The sequence below is a fragment of the Flavobacterium urumqiense genome (genome assembly GCF_900108015.1).
Lineage (GTDB): Bacteria > Bacteroidota > Bacteroidia > Flavobacteriales > Flavobacteriaceae > Flavobacterium > Flavobacterium urumqiense.
Window position 1 is genome coordinate 293714 of the sequence record NZ_FNVP01000001.1, and the last position, 26982, is coordinate 320695.

Annotated in this window: 22 protein-coding genes and 1 tRNA gene; 15 read left to right on the forward strand and 8 right to left on the reverse strand. The window is 34.0% G+C overall.

The window, feature by feature from the left end:
- Positions 1–173 precede the first annotated feature (173 nt).
- The 6 genes from C4S35_RS01285 (at position 174) to C4S35_RS15775 (ending at position 3551) form a co-directional block, all read left to right on the forward strand.
- The gene (locus C4S35_RS01285; protein WP_103998423.1) at positions 174–434 is read left to right on the forward strand and encodes an AbrB/MazE/SpoVT family DNA-binding domain-containing protein; all 261 of its coding nucleotides are present in this window, start codon (positions 174–176) and stop codon (positions 432–434) included.
- Complete coding sequence (locus C4S35_RS01290; protein WP_244175169.1) at positions 415–747, forward strand: type II toxin-antitoxin system PemK/MazF family toxin; 333 nt, start codon at positions 415–417, stop codon at positions 745–747. The genes C4S35_RS01285 and C4S35_RS01290 overlap by 20 nt, the downstream gene beginning before the upstream one ends.
- Before the next feature lie 95 nt (positions 748–842).
- Positions 843–1250 carry a hypothetical protein gene (locus tag C4S35_RS01295; protein WP_103998425.1) on the forward strand — a complete coding sequence of 136 codons (408 nt, stop codon included), beginning with the start codon at positions 843–845 and terminating at the stop codon, positions 1248–1250.
- 37 nt (positions 1251–1287) lie between these two features.
- Positions 1288–2415 (forward strand): tetratricopeptide repeat protein, encoded by a 1128-nt coding sequence (locus C4S35_RS01300; RefSeq protein WP_103998426.1) that lies wholly within the window; start codon positions 1288–1290, stop codon positions 2413–2415.
- Between the two features lie 31 nt (positions 2416–2446).
- A complete protein-coding gene (locus C4S35_RS01305) occupies positions 2447–3139 on the forward strand; it encodes a hypothetical protein (RefSeq protein ID WP_103998427.1) in 693 nt (230 codons plus the stop codon).
- A gap of 115 nt (positions 3140–3254) precedes the next feature.
- On the forward strand, positions 3255–3551 hold the full coding sequence (locus C4S35_RS15775; RefSeq protein WP_208618855.1) for a hypothetical protein: 297 nt from the start codon (positions 3255–3257) through the stop codon (positions 3549–3551).
- Between the two features lie 45 nt (positions 3552–3596).
- Here C4S35_RS15775 and C4S35_RS01315 read toward each other — a convergent pair.
- Positions 3597–3676, reverse strand: a tRNA-Leu gene (locus C4S35_RS01315).
- Positions 3677–3966: 290 nt separating this feature from the next.
- On the opposite strand from C4S35_RS01315, the gene C4S35_RS01320 reads away from it, so the two are divergent.
- The 3 genes from C4S35_RS01320 (at position 3967) to pth (ending at position 6587) form a co-directional block, all read left to right on the forward strand.
- Entirely contained in the window at positions 3967–4908 is a 942-nt protein-coding gene (locus C4S35_RS01320; protein ID WP_103998428.1) for a ribose-phosphate pyrophosphokinase, read from the forward strand.
- 106 nt (positions 4909–5014) lie between these two features.
- The gene (locus tag C4S35_RS01325) at positions 5015–5626 is read left to right on the forward strand and encodes a 50S ribosomal protein L25/general stress protein Ctc (RefSeq protein ID WP_103998429.1); all 612 of its coding nucleotides are present in this window, start codon (positions 5015–5017) and stop codon (positions 5624–5626) included.
- A 286-nt stretch (positions 5627–5912) separates the two neighbouring features.
- Entirely contained in the window at positions 5913–6587 is a 675-nt protein-coding gene (gene pth / locus C4S35_RS01330) for an aminoacyl-tRNA hydrolase (RefSeq protein WP_103998430.1), read from the forward strand.
- 53 nt (positions 6588–6640) lie between these two features.
- Here pth and C4S35_RS01335 read toward each other — a convergent pair whose 3' ends face one another.
- Entirely contained in the window at positions 6641–9403 is a 2763-nt protein-coding gene (locus C4S35_RS01335; protein WP_103998431.1) for a zinc-dependent metalloprotease, read from the reverse strand.
- Positions 9404–9606: 203 nt separating this feature from the next.
- Here C4S35_RS01335 and C4S35_RS01340 point away from each other — a divergent pair, with 203 nt between their 5' ends.
- The 5 genes from C4S35_RS01340 (at position 9607) to C4S35_RS01360 (ending at position 13783) form a co-directional block, all read left to right on the forward strand.
- Positions 9607–10536 carry a bifunctional riboflavin kinase/FAD synthetase gene (locus C4S35_RS01340; RefSeq protein ID WP_103998775.1) on the forward strand — a complete coding sequence of 310 codons (930 nt, stop codon included), beginning with the start codon at positions 9607–9609 and terminating at the stop codon, positions 10534–10536.
- 119 nt (positions 10537–10655) lie between these two features.
- A complete protein-coding gene (locus C4S35_RS01345; RefSeq protein ID WP_103998432.1) occupies positions 10656–11105 on the forward strand; it encodes a hypothetical protein in 450 nt (149 codons plus the stop codon).
- Positions 11106–11191: 86 nt separating this feature from the next.
- Positions 11192–11629: a hypothetical protein gene (locus C4S35_RS01350; RefSeq protein WP_103998433.1), complete on the forward strand. Its 438-nt coding sequence runs from the start codon at positions 11192–11194 to the stop codon at positions 11627–11629.
- A gap of 100 nt (positions 11630–11729) precedes the next feature.
- Positions 11730–12815 (forward strand): biotin synthase BioB, encoded by a 1086-nt coding sequence (bioB, locus tag C4S35_RS01355; RefSeq protein WP_103998434.1) that lies wholly within the window; start codon positions 11730–11732, stop codon positions 12813–12815.
- 104 nt (positions 12816–12919) lie between these two features.
- Entirely contained in the window at positions 12920–13783 is an 864-nt protein-coding gene (locus C4S35_RS01360; protein WP_208618856.1) for a cupin-like domain-containing protein, read from the forward strand.
- A 98-nt stretch (positions 13784–13881) separates the two neighbouring features.
- On the opposite strand, the gene C4S35_RS01365 is transcribed toward C4S35_RS01360, so the two are convergent.
- Both C4S35_RS01365 and C4S35_RS01370 read right to left on the reverse strand, forming a co-directional pair.
- Positions 13882–17067, reverse strand: a complete 3186-nt coding sequence (locus C4S35_RS01365) for a T9SS sorting signal type C domain-containing protein (RefSeq protein ID WP_103998436.1) — start codon at positions 17065–17067, stop codon at positions 13882–13884.
- A gap of 570 nt (positions 17068–17637) precedes the next feature.
- On the reverse strand, positions 17638–21084 hold the full coding sequence (locus C4S35_RS01370) for a T9SS sorting signal type C domain-containing protein (protein ID WP_103998437.1): 3447 nt from the start codon (positions 21082–21084) through the stop codon (positions 17638–17640).
- A 927-nt stretch (positions 21085–22011) separates the two neighbouring features.
- On the opposite strand from C4S35_RS01370, the gene C4S35_RS01375 reads away from it, so the two are divergent.
- Entirely contained in the window at positions 22012–22479 is a 468-nt protein-coding gene (locus C4S35_RS01375) for a regulatory protein RecX (protein ID WP_103998438.1), read from the forward strand.
- A gap of 75 nt (positions 22480–22554) precedes the next feature.
- On the opposite strand, the gene C4S35_RS01380 is transcribed toward C4S35_RS01375, so the two are convergent.
- The 4 genes from C4S35_RS01380 to C4S35_RS01395 form a co-directional block, all read right to left on the reverse strand.
- On the reverse strand, positions 22555–23709 hold the full coding sequence (locus tag C4S35_RS01380) for a beta-ketoacyl synthase N-terminal-like domain-containing protein (RefSeq protein WP_103998439.1): 1155 nt from the start codon (positions 23707–23709) through the stop codon (positions 22555–22557).
- 99 nt (positions 23710–23808) lie between these two features.
- Positions 23809–25080, reverse strand: coding sequence for an adenosylmethionine--8-amino-7-oxononanoate transaminase (gene bioA, locus C4S35_RS01385; protein ID WP_103998440.1), 1272 nt, complete (start codon positions 25078–25080; stop codon positions 23809–23811).
- A gap of 55 nt (positions 25081–25135) precedes the next feature.
- Positions 25136–25753, reverse strand: coding sequence for a dethiobiotin synthase (gene bioD / locus C4S35_RS01390; protein WP_103998441.1), 618 nt, complete (start codon positions 25751–25753; stop codon positions 25136–25138).
- 52 nt (positions 25754–25805) lie between these two features.
- Positions 25806–26945: an aminotransferase class I/II-fold pyridoxal phosphate-dependent enzyme gene (locus C4S35_RS01395; protein WP_103998442.1), complete on the reverse strand. Its 1140-nt coding sequence runs from the start codon at positions 26943–26945 to the stop codon at positions 25806–25808.
- Positions 26946–26982 lie beyond the last annotated feature (37 nt).

The window sequence follows — 26982 nt, forward strand, 5'->3', positions numbered from 1 at the left end:
AAGTTACTGGCACAAATGATTTTGAAAGGCAAAAAAGAGCAAATTGAGAACAAAAGTGCGTTGATTATCAGGAATTCATTGTGATGAACTGAATTCTATAAACTCCTTTGAAATAACATGTTAAAAAAACAAAAAAACTAAAAAGTAACCACAAAAGTAATTACATTTGTTGTATGATAAAAGTCCGCCAAACACAAATAATAAAAATAGGCAATTCTAATGGAATTAGAATTCCTAAAGACTTCCTAAATGCATTAGGGACCAAAGAGGTCGTCTTAGAACTAACAGACAACACTTTGATTATTAAGCCCATAAAAACAACTACACCACCGCGAAGCGAATGGGCAAGCATTCTCGCTAAAATGAAGATAGAACCCGAAGACGATTTTAACGATTTTGATACAACCCTCATAGATGGCATTGATGATTTGTAAAAAGTGGGATATTGTATTGGTCGATTTAAACCCAACCAAAGGAAGTGAAATATCAAAAATAAGGCCGTGTTTAATAGTGTCGCCCAATAGTGTCAATACGTATATGAACACTATTGTTGTAGTCCCGTTTACCTCAAAACCAAAAGGGTACCCCTTTAGAATACTGACAAATCATAAAAACATTGAAGGTGAATTGTGTTTTGATCATATAAAAAGTATTGACAAAAGCCGCATCGTGAAAACTGATGGCACAATTGCAAAAACGTTGAGAACGGCTATAAATAATTTGTTATTTGAGTTTTTTAATGAGTAAAATATCTCAATATTCAAGTCCTTTACGGAAAACCTCAAAGCAGGTGATTTTTAATGGATTACATTTGAGTTTTATTAATCTAAATCTTTAAAACAATGAAAAAAATATTACTTATATTGATCTTGATAGTTTTTGGATGTAAAGACAAGGAAGAAACTGAGTTTCTTGAATCACAAGAAAAAATAAAAAAGGAATATGATAAGGCTCATTCTTTAACAGATGTGTTATTAGATTTTGATGGTGAAAAATTAGCCTTATTATCGATTATAAAAAACACACCAAACGACACCTTACGTCTTGTTTTAAAAGAATATTTAAAGAAAACATTTCCACTTGTTACCGATGCATCTAAAGTTGATAAAATAATTGACACCATTTCTCAAAAATATCACATATCAAAAATTAAAGTTGCAAGTATAGTTTTTAGTTACAATTATGAAATGCTAACTAAAGATGAAATTGAACAAAGTGCAATTGAAAATGAAGAAGTTAATAAAAAGTAATCAGAATATATTAATTATTAAATTTAAATAGAAAATTATGCGGAAAATATTTTTATTGATTTTTACTTTTTATACAATTGCAAATTGTTATAGCCAGACACATCAAGAGTTTTATAAAAGAGGTGAATTAAAGGACAGCTTACAAGATTATACAGGTGCAATCACAGAGTACACCAAAGCCCTTGATGTTAATTCTAACGACGTAGGACATAACATAAGCATATATCATAATAGAGGACTTGCAAAATATAATTTAGAAGACTATCAAGGAGCAATTGCTGATTACACGAAAGCAATAGAACTTAATCCTAGTTCTGCCATTAATTATGATTTTAGAGGAAAAGCAAAGAACGATTCGGGAGACTATCAAGGAGCAATAGTAGATTACAACAAGACTGTAGAACTCAATCCTAATGGCGCAGAGGCATTTGAAAATAGAGGAAGTGCAAAGTCAAGTCTAGAAGATTATCACGGAGCAATATTAGACTACAACAAAGCATTAGATCTTGACCCTAAAAACGAAAGTACTTTTAATAATAGAGGCAATACAAAGCAAAAGTCAGAGGATTATCAAGGAGCAATAGGTGATTATACCAAAGCAATAAAAATCAACCCAAACTTTGGAGCCTTTTATTATAACAGAGGTAATACAAAGAGAACTTTAAAAGATTACCACGGTGCAATCGCAGATTTTAATAAAGCAATAGAGTTTGACCCAAATGATTCTGAAACCTACCGTAGTAGAGGAGTTGCAAAAAATCAATTAGAAGACTATCGAGGCGCAATAGTAGATTATAACAAGACTATAGAAATTGAACCTAGCGATGAAATTGCATATAGGAATAGAGGGTTTGCAAAGTACAAATTAAACGATTATCGAGGAGCAATTTTAGATTACTCAAAACAGATTTCGATCATTCCTTTCGATAATCCATCGTATTACCTTAGAGGAATTGCAAAGGAGATATTAAAAGATTATCAAGGCGCAATATTGGATTACACGAAAGCAATAGAACTTGACCCAAATGTTTCTGATTATTATTTATCAAGGGGAGACGTCAAAATAAAATTAAAACAAAAAAATAGTGGCTGTTTAGACTTTAGCAAAGCAGGAGAGTTAGGAGATGAATATGCATATGAAATGATTAAAAAATATTGCAATTAACCATTAATTTTAAAGTTCAAAATACAGGCAAATGGATAAAGAATTAATAACAACCTTTAAAAAATACAAAGAGTCATACGACAATGGTTTAGAAAACCACAACGCAGTTTATGAAGATTATGACGAATTACACTTCATAAATAGTGAATTGGAATTCTATCAAATATGTTATGAAACAGCAAATGTTACAGAGCAAAGACTAATTGTAAACAACAAAGATTATACAGAATATGAATACCGTTATATAAATGAATTCGAATACAACGATATAAATCAAATAGACTCAAATATCAATGAAAACTATGATATTAAAAATCTAATTAAAGATGATAGTAAGTTTCTTAGTGATGGTTACAATTTAGAAATTTGCAACCAATTAACTACTAGTTTTACAAAAATTATTTCATTTTTAGAAACTAAAAAATCAGGAATTGGAACAAATTCTCATCCGATTATGAAGGTAGAAAATACTTTAAACTGGCAAGGATCAGAATTAGAATTTGCGGAATTAGTTAAGGCGTTGATTATGTCAAAAAAATTGAATCCTGAATTTCTTCAAAATAAAATATTTGAGCGAATGAAACTTTTTTTTAATGTCAAAGATTTTAGTGAAAGTGATAAATTGAAGGAGATTAGAAATAGGACAAACACACCTACACCACTAATTAACGTTTTAGAAATTTCACTAACAAACTGGATAGAAAATAAAGTATCCATAAAGTAATATTAGGCCTGATTAGACATAAAAACGTTAAATTTTTACCCCATCAACACCCCAGTGGTGAGTTAGTGGGGATTTTGCATTAGTACTCTTACAGTTCATTTAAATTAAAAGAGATATGCAACAAATTCAATTCGTGGCAACTTCGCCTCAAGAATTAAAAAAAGAAATTATTGTCGATGTAAAAGTAATTCTCGATGACTTTCTAAAAAACTTCAAACCAAAAAAGCCTAAAAGATCACTCCCAAGAAGAGAAAAAGAAAAATTGGCAAAAGCAATTTTATTAATTTTCCAAATAACGATACTCTTAATACATTTAATTGAGCCATCATTATTACAAAATAATCACTTTATAATAATCATCTTCTTATTTCATGTAGTACTTGCAATTATAAAAACTAAACAAAACTTTTAAAAACCCATTAAACCAAAAAAACCGCTTCTTTCGAAGCGGTTTTTGTACCCGGAGCCGGAGTCGAACCGGCACGGTTTCCCACAGGTGTTTGAGACCAGCGCGTCTACCAATTCCGCCATCCGGGCTTAGCAGACATGAAATAACGACAGTTATCTCAACGCAATAAAAGAGGTGATTGTGTTTAAATCAACCATCAATTCCTTTAACACGGTGCAAATGTAAAAAATAATATTAAAAATTCAACTAAAAATACTTAATTTTTTCCTTTCAGAGTTGAATAAATTTTATAAATTTGCACCTCGTTAAAAACGGAACACACAACTAACTACACCCGAGGCGTATACAAACATCAGGCTTTATACGAATGAGAAAGCCGAACTGTATGGACCGCAGCGGAATAAAAACAACAAATTAAATGTCACACCTAGAACCAGAAGCTAAAATTTTTGCTTGTTCACAAAGTGTCTATCTTGCTGAAAAAATAGCAGAGCAATACGGAATCCCTTTAGGGAAAATCACCATGTCAAAATACAGCGACGGTGAATTTCAGCCTTCTTATGAAGAGTCTATCAGAGGATTACGTGTTTTTATCGTTTGTTCGACTTTTCCATCGGCAGATAATTTGATGGAATTGTTACTGATGATTGATGCTGCAAAACGTGCTTCGGCAAGACACATTACAGCAGTAATTCCATACTTTGGTTGGGCAAGACAAGATAGAAAAGACAAGCCAAGAGTTCCAATAGGAGCTAAATTAGTGGCTAAATTATTAGAAAGCGCTGGAGCGACAAGAGTAATGACTATGGATTTGCATGCAGATCAAATTCAAGGATTCTTTGAAAAACCAGTAGATCACCTTTTTGCATCGACAATCTTTTTGCCATATGTAAAAAGTTTAGGATTAGACAATTTAACAATTGCTTCTCCAGACATGGGTGGTTCTAAAAGAGCTTACGCTTATTCTAAATTTTTAGAATCTGACGTAGTTATATGTTACAAACAAAGAAAAGAGGCCAATATTATTGACACCATGGAATTGATTGGTGAAGTAAAAGGTAAAAACGTAATCTTAGTAGATGACATGATTGATACCGGTGGCACTTTGGCGAAAGCCGCAGATTTAATGATGGAAAAAGGCGCTTTGAGCGTTAGAGCAATATGTACTCATGCCATTTTATCCGGCAGTGCTTACGAAAAAATAGAGAATTCTAAATTATTAGAATTAATAGTTACCGATTCGATTCCATTAAAAAAAGAATCAAAAAAAATAAGAGTGTTGAGTTGTGCGCCTCTTTTTGCTGAAGTTATGCACATGGTTCACCACAACAATTCCATTAGTGGAAAGTTTATAATGTAATACATTAGTCGTAAAGTCAAATGTCTTAAAATTATAAAGTCATACTGATAGCCAAAAGCTAGAAGCCAAACAAGTAATATTATTTAATAACTATATTTTTTTTACAATGAAATCGATTACAATTAAAGGATCAGAAAGAGAAAGCGTGGGTAAAGTTGCGACTAAAGCCCTACGTAATGCTGGATTGGTTCCTTGCGTATTATACGGAGGAAATCAGGCAGTTCATTTCTCAGCAGAAGTTATGGCTTTCAAAAACTTGGTTTACACTCCAAACGCTCACACAGTTGAGATCGATCTTGGTGAAGGAAAATCATTTAACGCTATTTTACAAGACATCCAGGTTCACCCGGTGTCTGACAAGATTTTACATATTGACTTCTTTCAATTATTTGATGACAAAGAAATCACTATGGAAGTTCCTGTAAAAGTAGTTGGAACATCTAAAGGAGTTCTTGCTGGTGGTGTTTTACGTTTGAACACCCGTAAACTTAAAGTAAAAGCTTTACCAAAAAATCTTCCAGATTTTATTGAAGCTGACATTACTCCACTTGAAATGGGGAACAAATTGTACGTTACTAAATTAGTTAACGAAAACTACAAATTGATTCACCCTGACAACACTGTTGTTGCTCAAGTAAGAATCTCTCGTGCAGCTATGAAAGCAGCTCAAGAAGCAGCAAAAGCAGCGAAAGCTCCTGCAAAAGGAAAGAAAAAATAATATTTTTTCAATCATTCAAGAAAGCATCAGTTGTAAAACTGGTGCTTTTTTTATGCGTATTACTTTTTTATTATCAGGAGCACAAATAGCTCCATTTCAAGCGCGAATCTTCCTGCTGTCCGTTGTATCTTTTTCCTATTTACCTGTTTAGGATTCAAAATCCTGACCCGGTAAATAGGAAAAAGGATGCCACTTCCATCAGGGCTATCCAGAACTATTTTGTTCTCAATAGCGATTTTCTAAAAATCTAATAGTCCAATACTCTAATTAAGTCTATTTTTGCAGCATGATAAAATGGATTTCAAATTTATTCTCATCAATAAAAACAGGAGACACTACAGATTATATGAAACCAGAGGTTCACGAACACCAAAAAAACAATATAGAAAGCGTGAGTAATAAATTTTTAATAGTTGGACTCGGCAACATTGGCGCCGAATATGTAAACACAAGACACAACATCGGATTTAAAATAGTGGATTTCCTGGCTCGAAAAGAAGGAATCAATTTCGAAACCGTAAAACTAGGCGCACTGGCCGAATATAAATTCAAAGGAAGAACCTTTTTACTACTCAAACCCAACACTTATATGAATTTGAGCGGCAAAGCAGTTCAATATCGGATGTGCAAAGAAAATATTCCGCTTGAAAATATTCTGGTTATTACCGATGATTTGAATCTTTCCTTTGGAACCATTCGCATCCGACAAAAAGGAAGCGATGGTGGACACAACGGGTTAAAAAATATTAATCTTGTGCTGAATACACAAAATTACGCACGATTCCGTTTTGGCATCAGCGATGAATTCAAAAAAGGAAAACAAGTAGATTATGTTCTTGGAGACTGGGACGATACTGAAAAAACGGCACTTCCGGAGCGACTGGAATTAGCTTCAGAAATAATAAAATCATTTGGAACTGCGGGATTAGAAAACACCATGACCGCATTCAACGGAAAATAAAAAAAGGGAAACGCTATTAAAACGTTTCCCTTTTTTAGTAAATTATATTTTGATTATTCAATCACAATCTTTCTAACATCTTTTCTATTTCCGTCAATAACCGTCAATAAATAAGCTCCCGGCTGCGCGTTTTTCAACTGAATGTTTTCATTGAAATTTGACTTGTTTTTAAATTCATTTTCAAATAGTTTTCTTCCTGACAAATCGTGAACTAATACCTTAATTCCATTAGAAGAGTTGCTTGTAAACTGTATATTAAAATTCCCTTTATTTGGATTTGGATACAAAACAAAATCATTAATTTGAAACTCAGGAGCAGCCAGTGTAAACGTTTGTGTACAAATAGTAATAGCCGCTGAATCTACTTTACCAATATCATTAACCTGAGCATCACTGGCTCTAAATGTCCAAACACCTTGTTTACTTTGCCCATTAAAAGCTGCTAAAGGATTAAATGGAATTACAGTTTGAGCCGTAATTGTCCCGCAAGCAAGCGCTACTCCAGCATCATCGTAATTCAACACTAAATTACTGTTAGACGCCCCACAACTTCTATCGAATAATTTTACAATAGTACCTTGTGGACTTACCACTTCCAATTGTACATCTGATAAATATTTATGCGTAAAACTAACAGCAAAATTCACATCGACTATTGTTTCTGTTGAAGCTGGAACATTTACAGTTTTAGAAATAGTTGAAGCATCAGGTATATTAAAAGGAGCTCCAAAAGCATAACTAGTGCAAGAGGAAGCCACAGAATATCCTATAGCAAAAGCTTTACTATTTAGGGCATAATAAATATTTGCTGTTGGCTCTATCAAAATTCTACAGTTTGTAGCAGCAACATTTGGAGCAGTAATGGTTTCTGAACCATCATTTGGCGTATTGCCAATTAAAAGTGTAGGAAACGTCAAACCACCATCTATAGAAAGTTTGATATTTACATTTGCTGATCCAGCTAAAGCATTTGCACCGCTTACACTCCATGTTATCGTTTGTGAAGATCCTTTAACCCAACTTAAATCATCTGTGTTTTGCGAGGTTACGGCAAAGGGACCGACTGTTCCGCTTACATTTACTATCATTTCATCCGTATTGGTTTGTCCGGTACCCTGTATAGCATTATCTCTCCCTGTTAAAGTAAAATGTAATGTTCTGGCAACAGAAGCTACAGATTCCCATGCTGAGGTCAATCGATTAGATAAAACTAAACCGTAAGCTGGCATATACCTGAACTTTGAACTGCTAGGATAAATTGATCTAAAAAGAGGTCCATCTGTTTTTGTAGAAACAGCAAAACTATCTGCTCCACTTTGCGCTATGGCCGTATCATTTTGCTCCCAACAATAGGAAATGGTATCACCATTAATGTCGGAACCAGTACCTGTCAACTTAAAAGCGGTACCATTAGGTATTGTATAATCTAAACCCGCACTAATTAATGGTGCACTATTGCTTAGTATTGTACTAATAGGACACGTTTTTGAAGAAAGATTATTTTGTATTTGTTTAATGCTTGCATAGGCAAAATAATCATCAGAATTAGCTTGAACATCATAATTCGTTGTAATTCCGGCATAACCCATAATCGTAGAACCGCTACCCGGCTCAACGTTTACCCCGGTTCTCTCACCGCTATCATACGAAAAGGTATGATTTGCCCCTAACTGATGCCCCATTTCATGTGCTACGAAATCGATATCAAAAGTATCTCCTTGTGGTATACCGTCACTAGGTGATGTAAAACCACTTCCTTTTCCAATATTATAAACTGGAGTTGTATTCGTATTTCTTAGCGGATCACAGACGCATCCAATACATCCGGCATTTCCTCCCCCTCCTGAAGCGCCAAATAAATGACCAATATCATAATTTGATCCTCCAATAACATTAGTTAATGTATTTTGCAATTCAACATTCCAAGTCCCTGGACAGTCATTACCATTGACAATTTTCTCAGTACAACCCGCGATTGTGGTTAATCCAGTCGCCGCATCAGAATACGGATCAGTAGCTGCATCTGTAAATATTACATCCTCATCATTTGCAATTATAACCAATTTTACTGCTAAATCTTTATTGAAAATACCATTCACCTTAATCATAGTATTATTCATTGCAGCCAATGCATCCGCTTTAGTTCCAAATGAATTTGTTTTAATTGCCCTGTGATAAGTTGTATACTCCGCTGTACATGACAAAGCCAATCTCAAGGTTTTAAAAACTCCGTTATTAGCTGCTATTTTGTTTGTTACACTCAGCAATTTTTTATTTAAAACTAAATCCTCTGTTTTACAACTAAAAGGTAAATTTCCTCTTTCTCTATTTTTAGAATCAAAAAGGATATAAATATTCTTGTCTTTAGCATAAGGTTCTATAAATTCAGAACCTTCATCAGCTCTCAAAATCATAGTTTGAATTCCGTTTGGCGATATACTAAAGTTTATAGACGCATTTTTATCTGTAATTCCAATCCCTGCATAAGATCGAATGTCCGGGTATTTAGCTTGTAATTCAGGTTCGAAATTTGAAGATTCCCAAACCGAAAATTGTTCTAATTTTCCATTTTTATTTGGAATCAAAATTTCCACTTTGTTTATTTTGGATACCTTACTTTCTAGGGAAAGCAACGACTGTCTCAAAATTGTATTATCAAATTTGAAAAACAGTTGCCTTCCCAAATTTAGATTTATATTATTTCTATCTGAAATAGTATTATTGTCCAGATTAATTCTCGTCCAAGGAGAATTATTTTGTGCATTCATCGTTGAATTACAAACAACAATTATAAAGAATAGTATAATTTTTTTCATGGCTGGAATTAATTAATGTTCAAAATTAAATCATTTATGTTAATGTTGAAGTTCATTGGCTATTATTTTGAACAAAAAAGTAATTTAATCCATTAATTTATAACTATTATTTGAAAAATGGAATCAATCTGAGAAAATCAATTACTCAAACGGTTACATTTAATATAGATAGTATAAATTTGCACCATTATAAAACAATTGCTTTGAAGATTTTTCATTCTATAAACGATTTCAGTTCCACAAAAAAAACAATCCTAACGTTGGGCACCTTTGACGGCGTTCATATTGGCCACAAAAAAATTCTGGAAAGGGTTATACAAAAAACAAAAAACGAAGACTATGAAAGTTTAGTTCTTACTTTTTTCCCTCACCCAAGAATGGTTTTACAGGAACATTCCGATATAAAATTACTCAATACCATAAACGAAAAAATAGATTTACTGGAGCAAATAGGTATTGAAAATCTTGTTATTCATCCTTTTGACGAGACTTTTTCGAGATTAACCGCTGAAGAGTTTGTTACAACCGTTCTTATAGATCGCTTTCATATTCAAAAAATAATTATCGGTCACGACCATCGATTTGGCAGAAACCGTACGGCTAATATTGACGATCTTATTACTTTTGGGAAAGAATATGATTTCGAGGTAGAGCAAATATCTGTCCAGGAAATAAATGACATTTCGGTGAGTTCCACCAAAATCAGAATGGCATTATTAGAAGGAGACATGGATTTGGCCAATAAATATTTGGGATATGAATATTTCCTAACTGGAATTGTTGTTAAAGGAAAACAATTGGGAAGAACAATAAACTTTCCAACTGCCAACTTACAAATCGAAGAAAACTATAAGCTTATTCCACAAAACGGCGTTTATATTGTAAAGAGTATCATCAACCAAAAAACTGTTTTCGGCATGATGAACATTGGATTTAATCCCACTGTAAGCGGACAAAATCAGTCTATAGAAATTCATTATTTTGATTTCGATGCCGATTTATATTCCCAAAAAATAAGGGTCTCCATGTTACACAGAATTCGTTCAGAGCAAAAATTTGAATCGGTATCACTTTTAAAAGAGCAACTTGAAAAAGATGCATTAACTGCCAACGCTTATACAAAGAAACTGTAGTTTTACTAGAAATTCTTTTTATACAATTTTATAAAATATTGGTATATTTTCTGTAAATTTGAAAATCAATGTATTGTTTCTCAAATAGATATTTTTTTAATTTTTTAAAAACTAGTCGTATGAAACTGCCAAAAGAAATTTCAAATGGATTAATTATCTTCATCGGAATTGGTGCTTACTTTTTATTAATGGAGGTTTTGGGCCTTGCCGATCAGATATACTTACGTTTATTTAATGTTTTGTTCGTTTTTTACGGCACCAATAGAACTTTAAAAACCAATTTTACGGAAGGTAAAGTCATCTTAGTTTCTAATGCCGGTGGAGCCCTCCTCACCGCCCTTACAGGCGTATTTTTAAGCATTCTGGGGCTCATCGCTTACAGTTACGTAAAAGGTGGCGATGCTTTTGTAAAATCATTGTCGAAAACTTTCTTATTTGGTGGAAACCCATCAGTAATGACGTATTCCATTTCTTTACTTTTTGAAGGAGTAGTTTCTGCCGTAATTGTCACATTTATTCTCCTGTTAATCTGGGAAACTCATTACGCTTCAGATAAACATCAAATTTAATTCTGAAATCGCAACACATTTCTTGATTCTTTAAAATAGAAATCCATATTAATTTTTTCGAAACCTTTTTTAAAAAAAATTAGTCCATGAGATTACCAAAAGAAGTAGTAAACGGAAGTATTATTTTTATCGGAATTGGAATCTTTTTTTTATTAATGAATGTTTTTGGTCTTGCTGATTTGTTTTATTTGCGTTTATTGAATGTAATCTTTATTTTTTATGGTGTCAACAGAACTATCGAAATGAACATTTCTCAAGGCAAAAAAGAATTTGTCTCCAATGCTGTATCGGCAATGGCAACATCGCTTATTGGTGTGCTTTTAAGCATCGTAGGTTTAGTAATATACAGCTACTCAAAAGGAGGTGATGCTTACGTCCAATCCTTATCTAAAACCTTTTTATTTGGTGGAAATCCATCGGTAACTACCTACTCGATTTGCCTGCTGTTTGAAGGAATGGCATCATCTGTAATTGTTACACTGTTATTGATGTTGTACTGGAACAACCGGCTTTCAACAGATTAACCATCGCTTTTAAAATTGTTTCCACCAGGCTTTTTAAAAACTATTAAATTGCTTCTTTAGAACAATTTGATTACTTTTGACGCATCAAAAAATTGTATCAATGAGCATTACAAAACACAACTGGACGAAAGACGAAATTATTGCAATATATAATAAACCTATGATGGATTTGCTTTTTGAAGCAGCCTCTACACATAGAGAACATCACGATCCTAACGTAGTTCAAGTATCCACTTTATTATCCATAAAAACAGGAGGATGTCCTGAAGATTGTGGCTATTGCCCACAAGCAGCGCGATACCACACTGACGTTGAAGGTAACGACTTAATGTCCGTAAGTCAAGTAAAGGCGCAAGCTTTGCGAGCAAAATCAAGTGGCTCATCACGCGTATGCATGGGCGCGGCTTGGAGAAACGTCAAAGATGGTCCTGAATTTGACCAAGTATTAGAGATGGTTCGCACCATCAACAAACTTGACATGGAAGTGTGTTGTACATTAGGAATGATTACTGAAAACCAAGCACACCGTTTAGCAGAAGCAGGATTATACGCATACAATCATAATTTAGACACATCCGAAGAATATTATAAAGAAGTAATCTCAACCCGCGGATTTGAAGACCGTTTGCAAACCATAGAGAATGTTCGTAAAACGAATGTTACTGTTTGTAGTGGTGGTATCATTGGAATGGGAGAAAGTATTGCAGACAGAGCCGGGATGTTAGTAGCATTGTCTACATTAAACCCTCAGCCAGAATCAGTACCAATAAATGCACTAGTTGCTGTTGAAGGAACACCCATGGAAGAAGAAAAGCCCGTAGAAATATGGGAAATGATACGAATGGTTGCCACTACCAGAATTATTATGCCCGAAACTCAAGTTCGTTTATCAGCCGGTAGAATGAACATGAGCCGTGAAGGTCAAGCCATGTGCTTCTTTGCAGGTGCTAACTCAATCTTTGCGGGTGATAAATTACTGACAACCCCGAATCCAGACGTAAATGAAGATATGAAAATGTTTGAAATGTTAGGTTTAAATCCACAAAAAGCATTTACTAAAGTTTCTCAACCGCAAACTGTTGAAGCAGCTAATTCCCAGTTTACTCCATTAGGTGAAAAACCAAAATGGTCAAGACCAGGACATACAATAGAAAGAAATTTAGAAGCATCAAAAAAGGAAAGTTAAAGTAAAACAGTATCACATATATTTCATTTACATTTGCATAAAGCATTATTAATTTGCTCTTAGTTTAATACTAGGAGCTTTTTTTTTAATTTAAATATTTTATTATGCCATTACAATTGACTGAAATTGAACGTGTAAAAACCATTTCAAAAGAAGATTTTTTCACCAATTTTGTAAAAAAGCAAAAACCTGTCGTGGTAGAGCAGCTAACATCTGATTGGCCAGCTTATAAAAAATGGAATTTAGAATATATCAAAGAAATTGCCGGTGATAAAATCGTTCCATTATATGATGACCGTCCTGTTTCATACAAAGATGGATTTAATGAAGCGCATGCAAATATGAAAATGGCTGATTATATTGATCTCCTTAATTCAAAACCTACGAACTTTAGAATTTTTCTATATAATTTGATGCAAGAAGTACCCTTATTAAAAAAAGACTTCCATTGGCCTGACATTGGACTGAGACTTGTTAAACAACTTCCTATGTTGTTCTTCGGAGGCGAAAATTCAAGAGTTTTCATGCATTTTGATATTGATTATTCCAATATTCTACATTTTCATTTTCATGGACAGAAGCGATGTGTGTTATTTGCGCCGGACCAAACGCCTTATCTATACAAAATACCTTTTTCTTTAATTTCCAGAGAAGACATTGATTTTGATAATCCTAATTTCAATAAATTTCCTGCTTTGAAGCAAGCCAAAGGTTATGTCACCGAATTAAAACATGGAGAAATGCTTTACATGCCAGAAGGCTATTGGCATTATATGAAATACTTAACTCCAGGTTTTTCAATGAGTTTAAGAGCTTTTCCCAGAAGTATTATTAAATTATCAAAAGCAGCTTACAACGTATTTATCATGAGACACATTGATAATTTTATGAAAAAAAGAAAAGGCCAGAAATGGATTGATTATAAAAACGAAAAAGCATTAATTACAACTAATAAAAATTTTAGTTAAGTACCATTATATTGTTACATTATCATTAAACACTAAAAATCCCATCCTGTTCAAAACAAAATGGGATTTTTTTTAAGCTTATAAAACTGTCAAATATTCTAAAAAATGACTTTTTTGGAAATCACCTGACCATTTGACAAAGTAACTTTTACAACTACCATTTGCTTTTTAACAGTAATATTTGAAGTTCGAAATTCATTAGTATCGATAGCCTCTTTATCGAACACTTTTCTGCCAAGTAAATCAAAAACCGTAATTTGTTTTATATTTTCCTGTTGGGATTTTATTTTTAATTCATTTCTGTCTTTAGCAACTAAAACCGTATTTTCATTTAAATCAAAATCTTTTGTTCCTAGCGTTTTGCCAGTGTATCGCAATACAAAACGGTCATTAAAAGTCCCCGCTGCCGAACTAAAATTGTAAGGGGAAGATTTGACATCATGAATGATGTTCAATAATTTGTCTTCAAGATATACTTTTTGATCGTTCAGAAAAATTCCGTCAACATGGTCTATAGTTATAACTGCATTTCCTGCAGCGTTTATAGTATAACCTAATGGTACAATATCTGTATCAATAAATGGCAAAGCTCTTGCTTGAATAGTCAGTTCATCTTTTCCGAGAAGGCTGTATAAACCATACGTTTCACCGCCAAAAGATGTTCCATCATAACCTGGATCATATAGATTTGTAGCTTCAGCCGCATAACCAACCAGTGCCTGACTAAAATTTTCAGAATTATTTGTCAAATTAAGCCATACTCTATGTGACTGTAATGACTCTGTTTTTTTGCTTGCTATTTTATAAAAATTCGTGTTGGCATTATTGACCGCACTTCTCATTGCATTGTTAAAAGTCACAGTTCCCGTAGCATCTACTTCTACAAAAAATCCTTGACCTGAAGCAATAAATTTCGTCGGGACATTCTTGTTACCAATTCCAGTAAGTACTCCAACAGTTCCAGTCCCTCCCAATTTAGTATAGGTTGCGTAATCCGTAGCTGAATAGTTATTGCCTGTTAAAGAATGATTATGTGTCCAAAAATATAAGGTACCAGTAATGGTTTTGTTTATTGTACCTAAACCCACAATATTTGCATCAATAAAAGCATCTGCATCTAATGCAGATGGATATGGATTTCCTATCAACCGAAGTCCCGCTGGCCCAAATGCATCTGTTATTGCCGTCACCGGAACAGCTATTGCACCGTTATTAGGAACTCCCGTGAATTGAAAAGGCATAGCTGCTGGAATGATAGCACTTATACCTTCAGGAGAACGAATCGCATATCCAATTCCTGGAGTAAAGATTGTAGTTGCAGCATTTACATTTGCCCAGTCATTATCAAAAATTGAAAATTTATCAAGCTGAGCATTTGGAGAAAAATTTAATAATGTTTGAGCTCCGGATGTTTGATTTGCAGATGTTGGGGATGACCAGTAGGTAAAATCATCGTTAATGATAGGTGTCGAATTTTTTTTGACATTTATATTGCTAGGATTATTAGTTCCAGTGTAACCGGACTGCAGTAAACTGGCATTATTTTCAAAAGATAATATTGCTGGAGAAGCTACTGTAAATGAAGACGACGTAGTACCTGCAACTGTCATAATACCATTCATACTTACGGCGCCATTCGTTACAGTTAACGTATTCGCTACATCTAAATTACTGTTAATTATCCAACCCCCACCAACTCCGTTAAATGTTAGATTATAAAACTGTCCTGCTGCTCCGCTTATTGTCCCTGAGATTGTTTTCCCCGTAATAGTGCTGTTAAAGTTAATCGTACTAGTTCCAGCGGTAAAAGTCCCATTATTGGTCCAATTTCCTGCAACATTATGCGTAAAATTTCCCAGATTAGCTTTTGACCCAGTTGTATTAGAAAAATTGTTAGTTATTGTTGTAGCTTGCCCCAAAGTTACTCCTGCCGTGTTACTCATCGTTAAATTGCTTACCGTTATTGGCATTCCTGAACTCGTAATTTGAGACGCCGTTCCATTAAAAACGTAATTAGCTCCGATGCTAAATGAACGTGTTATATTAGTTGATGAAATAGATCCGTCTATTCCCGTTGCATTAGCTGTAATTATAGTTGCTCCTGAGTTTAGAGTAAACGCAGCACCATTTGGAAAAGTCGTTGCGGCGTTCACTGTATAAGCACCTAAATCTAAAATACCAGCTATTATTACTTGAGATTTTCTGTTAGTGGTATTTTCACCTGTTAGCAATAGATTTGAAGAAAGAGCTACATTACTCGCTGTATTGATTATATAATTAACGAAAGCAGAGGCGGCAGTCGTAGGAATATTTAAGACTTGTAATGTCGACCCATTAAATATTATATTTCCATTTGGAGCTCCTGCTCCGCTCGTCTTAATGGAAGCGGCAGCTCCAGAATTAGTAAAGTTTCCTGCAACATTCATAGTACTTGTACCAGAAATTCCAGCGTTAAAATTAAAAACTCCAGCCGTTTGAAGATAATTACCCAGTATTGTTAATGAATAACTCGTTGCATTATTTAATTGAAAAGTCCCTGCCGTTAGTTTAAAATCACCACGTACAGTCGTATTTATTCCTTGTATTATTGTTCCCGTAATTGTCAAGTTAGGAAAAGCCGTAACTGCTGTTCCTAAAATACTACCAGTACCAGTCAATGTTACGATTCCCAAACCTGAAACCGTCTTTCCGTTATTTGTCCAATTCTTATCTATGTTAATATCTCTATTGATAACAAATGCAGAAGTATTGGTCAACGTTAAAGAATTAAAATCCATTGTAGTTCCCACACCACTAATAGTTTGGTCTAAAGTTCCATTAAAATTTACATCAGTATCAGCAGCATTAATGTTCATATCAAATGTCCCATTATTAACAAGATTTCCACCTATCGTTAAACTATTACCTCCATTACCAGCAGATTTAAAAATAGCTCCACTATTTACAGTTACATTGCCTGAGACCGTTAAATTTCTATCGGTATTATTGCTCCCAACGATGATAGAACCACTAATAACCAAACTCTTACAAACAGCATTTGCATTAATTGTAACGGTTAGTCCCGACGGTATAACTACATCGTGAATATTTGTAGGCACCAAATTTAAGGACCAATTCGCAACACTATTCCAATTTCCTGAAGTATTCGCGATAAAAGTATTCGTTTGCGCACTCAAAACATTCGAAAACAGACAAACAAACAAAACCATCAAAAACAAACAAATTGCTTTTGATGGTTTTAATGTTAACAAACTTATTTTAAAATTAGAGTAATTTTTCTTCATATATTATTGTATTAATATTTCTTAGCGCCAAATCCATTAAAATTAAATTGATTTTTTATCAAAAAAAAATAGGAAATTAGCTAATGTTGCAATATCGGACCATTTTTTAAATAACACCTAATGTAACCGACGAAGTGCACAAAAATCTGTTGAAATACACTATTAAATAGAAATTTACTTCGTTTATAAATACAGAAGTTTCGCAATCCTGATGTCTTTCTTAGTAAATAGCTGTTCTTTTTGATATTTAACCATTCCTTAATAATAAAAAATAATATTTGTTCAACGAAGCCTAGATATGAAGTTGTTATTTCTGTACTCTCAAAACCAATTTTTGATAAATAATATTCTTAAAAGAAAGCAAGACTAAACTCTCTCTATTTTTAATAAATAGCACTTATATTTAAAACAGAAAAATTATGATTCTAATTTTTCTAAATTAATATTTCCCAAACTTTTCTCGGCTTTTTACAAATTTCAATTTAAAATATTTTTTAAATTGAAATAAAAAAATACCCTCGATATTTGAAATCGAAAGGGCATTTATGTAAAGTAGCATTAAATATTCTTCTAGTAAATAATTTTCTTGGTGACTGTTTGTCCATTTTGTAATATAATTTTAACCAATAAGGCTTGGTGATTCGATACCAAATTAGAAATAAGAAATTCTGTTGTATTAACATTCATTTTTTGATAAATTAGTCTTCCCAATAAATCATAAATCTGCACTTTATCAATCATTTCAATCGAAGAATTTAGTTTTATTTGTTTGTTTTTATTAGAAACAAAAACTGTGTTGCTTAATTTATCAAAATTATTAGTTCCTAAAGTTTTACCTGTATTTTTAAATCGCAGCACGAACCGATCATTAAAGGTACCTGCTTGTGAACTAAAATTATATGGAGCTATTTTAATATCGTGAATTATATTTAGGACTAAATCCTCTAGGTAAACACTTTGTTGTTTATCAAATATTCCATCAACATGATCAATGCTGATTGATGTATTACCGGCGACATTTACAACATAACCAACAGGAATAGTGTCTGTATTATCAAATGGCAACCCTTTAGCTTGAATAGCTAAAATACGTTTTCCAATCAAACTATAAATCGAATGTTGATCTCCGTCAAAAGACATCCCATCAACACCAGGATCGTAATCGTTTGTAGCCATGGACGAATAGCCCATCAATGCCTGACTAAAATTCTTTGAATTATTGGTTAAATTAAGCCAAACTCTATGCGACTCTGGTGAAGCTGTTTTTAAAGTGGCTGTTTTATAAAAATTAGCATTGTTTGCAGCGCCTCTCATCGCATTATTAAAAGTTACGTTTCCTGTAGCGTCTACTTCAACAAAAAATCCTTGTCCTGAAGCTATATATTTTACTGGGGTATTGCTATTCCCCGTTCCCGAAATTGCTGAACCTGTTCCAGTTCCTCCAAATTTAGTATACGTTGCATAATCGGTAGCTAAATAGTCATTGCCACTTAAGGTATGATTGTGTGTCCAGAAATACAGTGTTCCAGTTATTGTTTTATTAATTGTTCCGGTACCAGTTATATTTGCATCAATAAAAGCATCCGCATCTATTGCAGATGGATATGGATTTCCCACTAACCGAATTCCTTCTTCAAAACCTGCAGCATCTTTTTGAGAAGTCACCTGAACTGCTATTGTACCATTATTAGGAATTCCTGCAAACTGAAAAGGCACAATTGCCGCAGCACTGGCACTTATTCCTTCGGGAGCGCGAATAGAATAGCCTATTCCTGGTGAAAATGCACTAGAGGTACCTACGTTTATCCAATCATTATTAAAAATAAAGAATTTATCTCCTTGTGTAAACGGAGAGAAATTCAATAGAGACTGCGTTCCATTGGTTGGAGATGACCAATAAGTGTAATCATCATTAATAATGGGAGTCGAGTTTCTCTTATAAATTATACTACCTGTATTAATTGCTGATCCAGTATTGGTTTGAATTAAACTTGCATTATTTTCGAATGTCAATGTTCCTCCAGAGACTGTAAGTTCATTGGTTAATGACAAATTATGACCTGAATTGATAACAACCGCCCCTGAATTTATCTGACAAGAACAGCCCGATAAATCCCCAGATGAAAGATAATTTCCATTAAAAATTATTTTATCAATACTTGTAGGAATGCTCGGCGACCACGCAATTCCATTCCACATAGACACAACTGGCCCAGTTATGACGCAATTAGTAACTAAGGAAATACAATTTCCAATATTTTTTATAATTACCTTATATGTCCCAGTAACTAAATCTGATTTGACATTACTGGCTTGGTAATTAGCCCCATTATCAAAACTATACATATCTGTTGCACTTTGAACGGTCACATTTATAACCCCTGTAGGAACTAAGCAGGTTGGCTGAGTTATTACTGTAGCGGGTGTTAATAATTGCGGAAGAAAAGTTAATAATCGGATTTTTGAAAAACTACTTACACTACAATTTCCACCTGTTCGACTATATACAACATCAACACGGTATTTAGCAGATTCTGCAGGAGTCCCATTAATTATATTCAAGGTTGCTGTTGTAGAACCCGAAAAATGAGTTCCATCAACGACATTATTCCATGATCCAGATAGTGTCTGGCTTTTCCATTGAAATGAAACAGGTCCATTTGAGGGATTTGAAATTGCAACATTGTAAGAATAATTAGATCCATAACATAGCGCTACATCTGTTATTGATTGAAAAGGTGTTAGTGACGGTGAAATTATATTAGTTATTTCATTTACTAAAAGTTGTGCAGCATTAGAAGTTATACTACAAGTACCATTGGAAACAACAACTTGATACTGCGTTCCATTTGGGGAAAGTGATGACCCCACATTCTCAAGTTTTATTTCCCCTAGAATTGGATAAGTAACGTTAGTTTCAGAGGGAATAGCGGAAAAGCTAGCATCTGAAAGTCTTTTACGTTGCCAAGTATAGGTCAGTGTCCCAGTTCCACTTGCTACTGCTTTAAAAGTAACGATACTTCCCTCACAATCCAATTGGTTTACTGGCTGAGTTGTAATAGTAGGTGAAGGATTAACTGTTAAAAATCCATAATTTCCCTTTTCAGTGCAACCAGATATTGTAATTCTAACTCTAAATTTATAATTATTCATTCCTGACGTGATATTGTTAACTGTAATATTTGCGGTATTTACACCAGAATAAACAGAATTATTTAGCACATCGCTCCAACCCGAACCCATATTAACCTCCCACTGGTAGGAAGGTGTACTTCCAGATGTTCCTGCAATTGAACTTGAAAATGTTGCAGTATTGCCCAAACATGCAGAAACAGAAGTCGTCCCATTTATAGTAAAGGGACAGTCACTTCCGTAAATTACAGAATTAACTAAAGCCAATAAAGCGGTATTCTCAGGTGGAACTGGAGTACCCGGTATAACATTTTGATCAATTGATGTTGGGGTAATTGTTACCGTAGCATTTGTATTCACAGCATAAATTACTCCAACTGCACTCCCGGTAATGTTGAAATCTCCAATAATATTTCCACCTACAACAACGTTACCTTGCTTTTGTAATGTTGAAGTCGCGGGACTTAGCAAATCACCCAAAATTACAACATCACTTTTCCAAAAATCTGTAATTCCATTATTTATATAATTACCATAGACAGCGAGAGTCGCTAAGTCACTACCAGACCCCATCGAAAAATTACCTCCGGCATTAACCGTAAAGTCACCTGAAACCAAATTACTCCCCACTGTTAGCAATTTACCGTCATTAATTTTCAAAGTTCCGGATAAGCTGATGCTTTTTGCTACTGCATCGAAGCTAATAGTCACCGTTTTCCCCGATAGGATAATTATGTCATCAGCAGAAGATGGTATTCCGACCGGAGACCAATTTGCAGCTGTATTCCAATCTCCACTGGAGGGGCCATTGTATGTTTTAGTTGCACCAAAACCGAGTGTATGAATTAAGACTATTATAAGAGTAAAAAGTATTTTTTTAATCATGACAATAATTTTTTTTATAATTAAATTAGTTTTAACAAAAGCTTTTCAAAGAGAAAAAACTTACATTAAAGCTTAAAATAAAAAAAACAATTTCAAAAAACACAATAAAATCGACAACATGCAAAACTATCAGTTAAACAACTGTTTTTTAAAACAATATGTCAAAAAAATTTAGGTAAGTGTCCAATTTTATCTAACTTAATCTTACAAAAATTATGATAAACAAATTAATTACTTCATAATTTTACTGGTAATAATTTGTCCATTATGTAATAGTACTTTTATTGGAGTTACAATAATTTTAAGTGTTTTTTAATATAAAATCAATCGTTGAATTACCATACCCATTAAAGGTTAATGTTCCTCAAATTGTAACAGTTCCCATTAATTGGGTAGTTATGGCTACACTTCCTGATGCAGACTTATTTATAACTATAGTATGATCGGATTGAATTAAAACTGCTCCTGCAGTTGCAGAATATTTACTTGGATATCCTTGGGTGCAATTTACTGAAGGTATAACCCAATAAGATCGGTCGTAATATTGCCAAATAAATACATAATTCCATAGTCTGGATTTTTAGATCTTTAGTCTCCAGTACTTTGCGACAAAACAAAGGTTTGAGTCAATCCTAATAAAATTGTAAGTAGCAATTTTATTTTCATAATAGTATAGATTTGGGGGAAATCATTTTCATATATTACTTTAAGTAAAAAAAAATATTAGCACACAATAAAATCGTTAACATGCACTTACATCTGTTATGATACTGATTTTAAAGATTTTGATAATCTATTTTTGTGATAAAAAATAATTTCGAAATTGATCGCTAAAAACTTATTTAAGATAATTACAATCGTTTTCAAAACCAATATCTCGCTTTTACAAATTATAAATTCTTAAATTACAAACTTTAAAACTCGACAATGAAAGAAGTTTATTCCATAAAAGAAGCTGTAAATAAGATAGAACATTTTTGCGCCTATCAAGAACGCTGTCATGAAGAAGTAGTACAAAAATTGCGAAGCATGAAAATGGATTCGGAAGAAATTGACACCATTATGGTTCATCTCATCAGTGATAATTTTCTCAACGAAGAACGTTTTGCATGCAGTTTCGCCAGAGGAAAACACCGAATTAAACATTGGGGGAAAATCAGGATAGTAAACGAATTAAAGTCCAAAAAAATAACACAAACTCTTATTAACATTGCACTAAGGGAGATATCTCCAGAAGAATATGCAACAACTTTTCACACGTTAGCCGAAAGGAATTGGGAATTCTTACGAGAAACTAATTTGATGAAAAAACGGAAAAAATTCTGTGATTATATGCTACGAAGAGGATTTGAAAGCAATATGGTCTTTGAAAAAGTTAAAGAGCTGGAGAATTGAAACACAGATGACATGGATTTATCGAATTAACACCCATTTTATATTTTTCAATTCGTGCGCCATCTTTTTAGCCAATTACAAACTCAAAAGTACGCTTACCGCATTTCCACCAAAACCTACGGCATTAATTAATACTTTTCTAATCGGTTTTGTCTGTAATTGTGCTTCCGTAAAAGGAACTCCGATGAATCTATTGTGTTGCATCATCATAATGGCCAATTCCATACTGAGTATTCCTGAAGCGCCAAAAGTGTGTCCAATTTTCCATTTATTGGTAGTCAATAAAGGAAGTTTTTCAGCAAATACTTTCTCAATCGCCCTATATTCGGTTAAATCGCCTTTTAGCGTTCCTGGAGCGTGCATAACAATCGCATCAACTTCGGATAAATTCGTATTTTGTAAAGCCATTTTCATTGATTTCTGGAAACAGGTCGCTTCTGCCGAAATAGAAATATTATGTTCTAAAACTTCTGTTGCATAACCAATTCCCTCGACATAAGCCTGCGCATTTTCTTTTTTACCAATTTCAAGACAACAAACTCCCGCCCCTTCACCAAGAATCATCGTGCTTTGTTTCTTTTTTAAATCAAGAGCGCGATTGGGATACTTCTCTTCACTATTCGAATAAATTTTTAGCGCCCGCATTTGCGCAATTGTAAAATCGGTTAACGGAGCCTCACTACCACCCACCAGAAATTTATCAGCCATTCCAGCTCTGAGCCAAGCCACACCGTTAAGCAAAGCGTGTAAAGCTGTTGAACATGTAATGGAATGCGAGATTTCCGGACCTGCACTTTGCAAATCATGGCTCACCCACGAGGAAATATTCCCCAACGTTGTTGTAGGCGAAGCAAGTGTATGCGCTTTTCCCGTTTTTAAATATTCTTGAAGGTGTTTTTCGAATAAATCTGTTGCACCGCGAGAAGAACCTATATTAATTCCAAAAACGTCATTTGGAGTCCACCCTGCTTTTTCTATTGCTTTACGCGAAACTGCCATAGCATACAGAACTGATTTGTCTAAGGATTTATACTTATTGTCTGATTGTTTTAAGTCTTCAACTATTTGTTTTGAATCCGCATCGAGCACTGCAACGACTGTTTTTTTATGGTCTAAATCATGCGCGGTGAAACAATGATTGTCCTGAAGATATTTTTCCCAAATCATTTCTGACTTATTCCCTAAAGGTGAAATGGAAGCGATTGCTGTTATGGAGATTATTTGAGACAAAATAGTTGTTATTTAAGCGTAAATGTTGCGAAGTTTTTCGCAAAGTTCACGAAGGTTATGAAAAATATATAGACTTAAATATGCCTAATTGTTATAAATTTAAACGATCTCCAGTGCTTTTTCAACCACTTGATATACTTTTTTCAATTGTTCATCAGTGATAATATATGGCGGCAAAATGTAAACTATATTTCCAACAGGGCGCAGGATTATTCCGTTTTCGATAAAAAAATCGTAGAGTTTGTTGCGCAAGGTTCCATAATAACTGGCAGCGCTTTCAGTTTTTATTTCTAAAGCAAAAATGACTCCCAGCACACGAGTTGTGGTTACTTTTGGATGATTTTTTATATGTTTTTGAAAATCTAAATGTCTTTTATTTACACGAACAATATTAGCTTGCATTTCATTAGTTTGCAACAATTCAAAACTTGCCAAAGCCGCCGCACAACCCGTTGGATTTGCTGTGAATGTATGTCCGTGAAACAATGCTTTATTAATATCATCATCATAAAAAGCTTCAAAGATTTCTTGGGTAAAAGTGGTTATCGCCATAGGAATAGTACCGCCTGTTAACGCTTTTGATAAACACATCATATCTGGTTTTTCTACCTGATAATCTGTTGCAAAGGTTTTACCTGTTTTTCCAAAACCGGTCATTACTTCATCAGCAATGGTGAGCACTCTATTTTCCTGACAAATTCGCATTAATTGATCCAACGATTCCGGCTCATACATCACCATTCCTGCCGCTCCCTGAACAAGTGGTTCATAAATAAACCCGGCACAGTTATTCTCTTTTATAACTAATTCTAAAGCATTACAACTTTTCTGCTCCTCTCCTTTAACCGGAACTGGAATTCGAACCACATCAATAAACATTCCTTGAAAAGCTTGCGTATAAAATGAAATTCCGCTTGCCGCCATTGCCGCAAAGGTATCGCCATGAAAAGCATTTTCGAAAGCAATTATCGTCGTTCTCTTTTCTCCTGTATTGAAAAAATATTGTAATGCGACCTTTATCGCTACTTCAACCGCCGTAGAACCATTATCAGAAAAAAATATTTTTTGTTGATTTTTTGGTAAAATTTCCATCAATTTTTCGGCAACCAAAACAGCAGGCTCATGCGTAAATCCGCCAAAAAGAACATGCTCTAATGTGGTGAGTTGTTTGTAAATCGCATCGGCAATGAATTTATTCGAATGCCCGTACGGATTCACCCACCAGGAAGCGATTGCATCAATATATTCTTTGTTATTTTCGTCCCAGAGCAAAGCGCCTTCTCCTTTTTTGATGGCAATGGGCAATGCTGCAGTTTTGTGTTGCGTGTAAGGATGCCAAAGATATTGGCTGTCTCTTTCGGTTAAAGTCATTTGAATTTTTGATTTTTGATTAACAATTCCTTACTTCAGATTTCAAAATTAGAAGTTACAACTCCAATAGTTTCTCCAGAAACAAATCAGCATATTCTTTGATTACATTTTGGTCAAAATAGGGTTCTTGTTCTATTCTTCCAATGCATTTTATACCAGTTTTGTTCAGAATTATTGTTTCCGTAGCCTTATTTTCTTCGCCTGAGAAGATTATTCCGGCAATAGTAATTTTTCGGTTTTGCAATGCTTCAATTGTGAGTAAAGTATGATTGATACTTCCCAAATAATGTCTGGAAACAACAATCACTTTATAATCGGGCTGAATTAAATCTATAACGCAGTCATTTGAATTTAATGGAACAAAAACACCTCCCGCTCCTTCAATGACCAAATTATTTTCTGTTTTGGGCTCAATAATTTTCTTTAAATTAATTACAATTCCATCTATTTCAGCCGCCAGATGAGGACTTGCTGGTGTATTCAAAGCATAACTATTAGCATGAACCACGGTATTTTTATTAGACAAAAACGATTTGACTTTATGACTGTCAGAGTTTTCTAAATCGCCCGCTTGTATGGGTTTCCAATAATCGGCTTCTAAAGCTTCTGTTATAATTGCTGACGCGATGGTTTTACCAACATCGGTAGATATTCCTGTGATGAATAGTTTCATTTAATATAATTTTACCCTTTATGCGTTTTAAACCCTGACAGGTTCTTTTGAACTAAAATACAAAAGTACTCAAGAATCGTAATACTTCGGAGATTTCTTCTTTTGAATTAAAGCTATGCAAACAAAATCGCAATCGCTCCTGCCCTTCTGGAACTGTGGGAGACAGTATGGCTTTAACATCGAAACCTTTTTCCTGCAATTGATTGGCTATGGATTTTACCCTTTCGTTTCCCGGAATAACAGCTGATTGAATGGCTGATTTGCTTCGGACAAAAAGTGGTTTTAAACTCAAAAGATTTTTCTGCTGATTAAAAAAAACAATGTTTTCTCTTAATTTTAAAATTGGAGCCGAATCGTTTTTTAAATGCTGATACGCAACCAGAATCGTGGCAACCGAATGTGGCGAAAGTCCCGTTGTATAAATAAAACTTCGGGAAAAATTCACTAAATAATCCCTCAATTCCTGAGATCCTAAAATCGCAGCTCCATGACATCCCAATCCTTTCCCGAAAGTCATAATCCGGGCAAAAACCAGTTCTTGTAAACCTAACATTTGGACTAATCCTTCCCCTGTTGAACCAAAAACACCCAAAGCATGAGCCTCATCAATAACTAAATAACAGTTATATTTATCGGATACTCGTACTAATTCCTCAAGATTGGGTGTATCTCCATCCATCGAAAAAACGGATTCGGTAACAATATAAATAACTGAATTTTGATTTCGAAGAATTAATCGTTCTAAATCCTCAAAATCATTATGATTAAATTTATAAGCTTTGGCATTCGACAATTGAATCCCATCCCGAATGGAAGCGTGACACAATTCATCGTATAAAATCAAATCCCCTTTTTGTGGAAGCGAACTAAAAAAGCCAACATTGGCATCATAGCCTGAATTAAAAATTAATGCCGACTCTGATTTATGAAACTGTGCTATGAAGTTTTCGGTTTCTAGATACAGTTTATGATTTCCAGACAATAATCTGGAACCTGTCGCACCATTTTGAATCTCATTGTTTTCAATTAAATACCGGTGCGTCTCGTAAAAAATTGTTTTTGATTTAGATAATCCGAGATAGTCATTGGAAGCAAAATCAATTCCTTTACTTGATAAAGGCAATTGTCGCAAAGCATTATTTTGCTTTCGGCGCTCTAATTTAGCGGATAGATTTTCTGGAAATTTTCTCATACCGCACAAAAATAAGCATCTTTTTCGGTTCATAGAT

Coding starts and splice junctions, on each gene's coding strand:
- C4S35_RS01375 (WP_103998438.1), top strand. CDS start 22,012: ATGAAAGAAGTTTATTCCATAAAAGAAGCTGTAAATAAGATAGAACAT.
- bioB (WP_103998434.1), top strand. CDS start 11,730: ATGAGCATTACAAAACACAACTGGACGAAAGACGAAATTATTGCAATA.
- C4S35_RS01290 (WP_244175169.1), top strand. CDS start 415: ATGGCATTGATGATTTGTAAAAAGTGGGATATTGTATTGGTCGATTTA.
- C4S35_RS01350 (WP_103998433.1), top strand. CDS start 11,192: ATGAGATTACCAAAAGAAGTAGTAAACGGAAGTATTATTTTTATCGGA.
- pth (WP_103998430.1), top strand. CDS start 5,913: ATGATAAAATGGATTTCAAATTTATTCTCATCAATAAAAACAGGAGAC.
- C4S35_RS01395 (WP_103998442.1), bottom strand. CDS start 26,945: ATGAGAAAATTTCCAGAAAATCTATCCGCTAAATTAGAGCGCCGAAAG.
- C4S35_RS01345 (WP_103998432.1), top strand. CDS start 10,656: ATGAAACTGCCAAAAGAAATTTCAAATGGATTAATTATCTTCATCGGA.
- C4S35_RS01360 (WP_208618856.1), top strand. CDS start 12,920: ATGCCATTACAATTGACTGAAATTGAACGTGTAAAAACCATTTCAAAA.
- C4S35_RS01295 (WP_103998425.1), top strand. CDS start 843: ATGAAAAAAATATTACTTATATTGATCTTGATAGTTTTTGGATGTAAA.
- bioA (WP_103998440.1), bottom strand. CDS start 25,080: ATGACTTTAACCGAAAGAGACAGCCAATATCTTTGGCATCCTTACACG.
- C4S35_RS01300 (WP_103998426.1), top strand. CDS start 1,288: ATGCGGAAAATATTTTTATTGATTTTTACTTTTTATACAATTGCAAAT.
- C4S35_RS01320 (WP_103998428.1), top strand. CDS start 3,967: ATGTCACACCTAGAACCAGAAGCTAAAATTTTTGCTTGTTCACAAAGT.
- C4S35_RS01285 (WP_103998423.1), top strand. CDS start 174: ATGATAAAAGTCCGCCAAACACAAATAATAAAAATAGGCAATTCTAAT.
- C4S35_RS01365 (WP_103998436.1), bottom strand. CDS start 17,067: ATGAAGAAAAATTACTCTAATTTTAAAATAAGTTTGTTAACATTAAAA.
- C4S35_RS01325 (WP_103998429.1), top strand. CDS start 5,015: ATGAAATCGATTACAATTAAAGGATCAGAAAGAGAAAGCGTGGGTAAA.
- C4S35_RS01335 (WP_103998431.1), bottom strand. CDS start 9,403: ATGAAAAAAATTATACTATTCTTTATAATTGTTGTTTGTAATTCAACG.
- C4S35_RS01370 (WP_103998437.1), bottom strand. CDS start 21,084: ATGATTAAAAAAATACTTTTTACTCTTATAATAGTCTTAATTCATACA.
- C4S35_RS15775 (WP_208618855.1), top strand. CDS start 3,255: ATGCAACAAATTCAATTCGTGGCAACTTCGCCTCAAGAATTAAAAAAA.
- C4S35_RS01305 (WP_103998427.1), top strand. CDS start 2,447: ATGGATAAAGAATTAATAACAACCTTTAAAAAATACAAAGAGTCATAC.
- bioD (WP_103998441.1), bottom strand. CDS start 25,753: ATGAAACTATTCATCACAGGAATATCTACCGATGTTGGTAAAACCATC.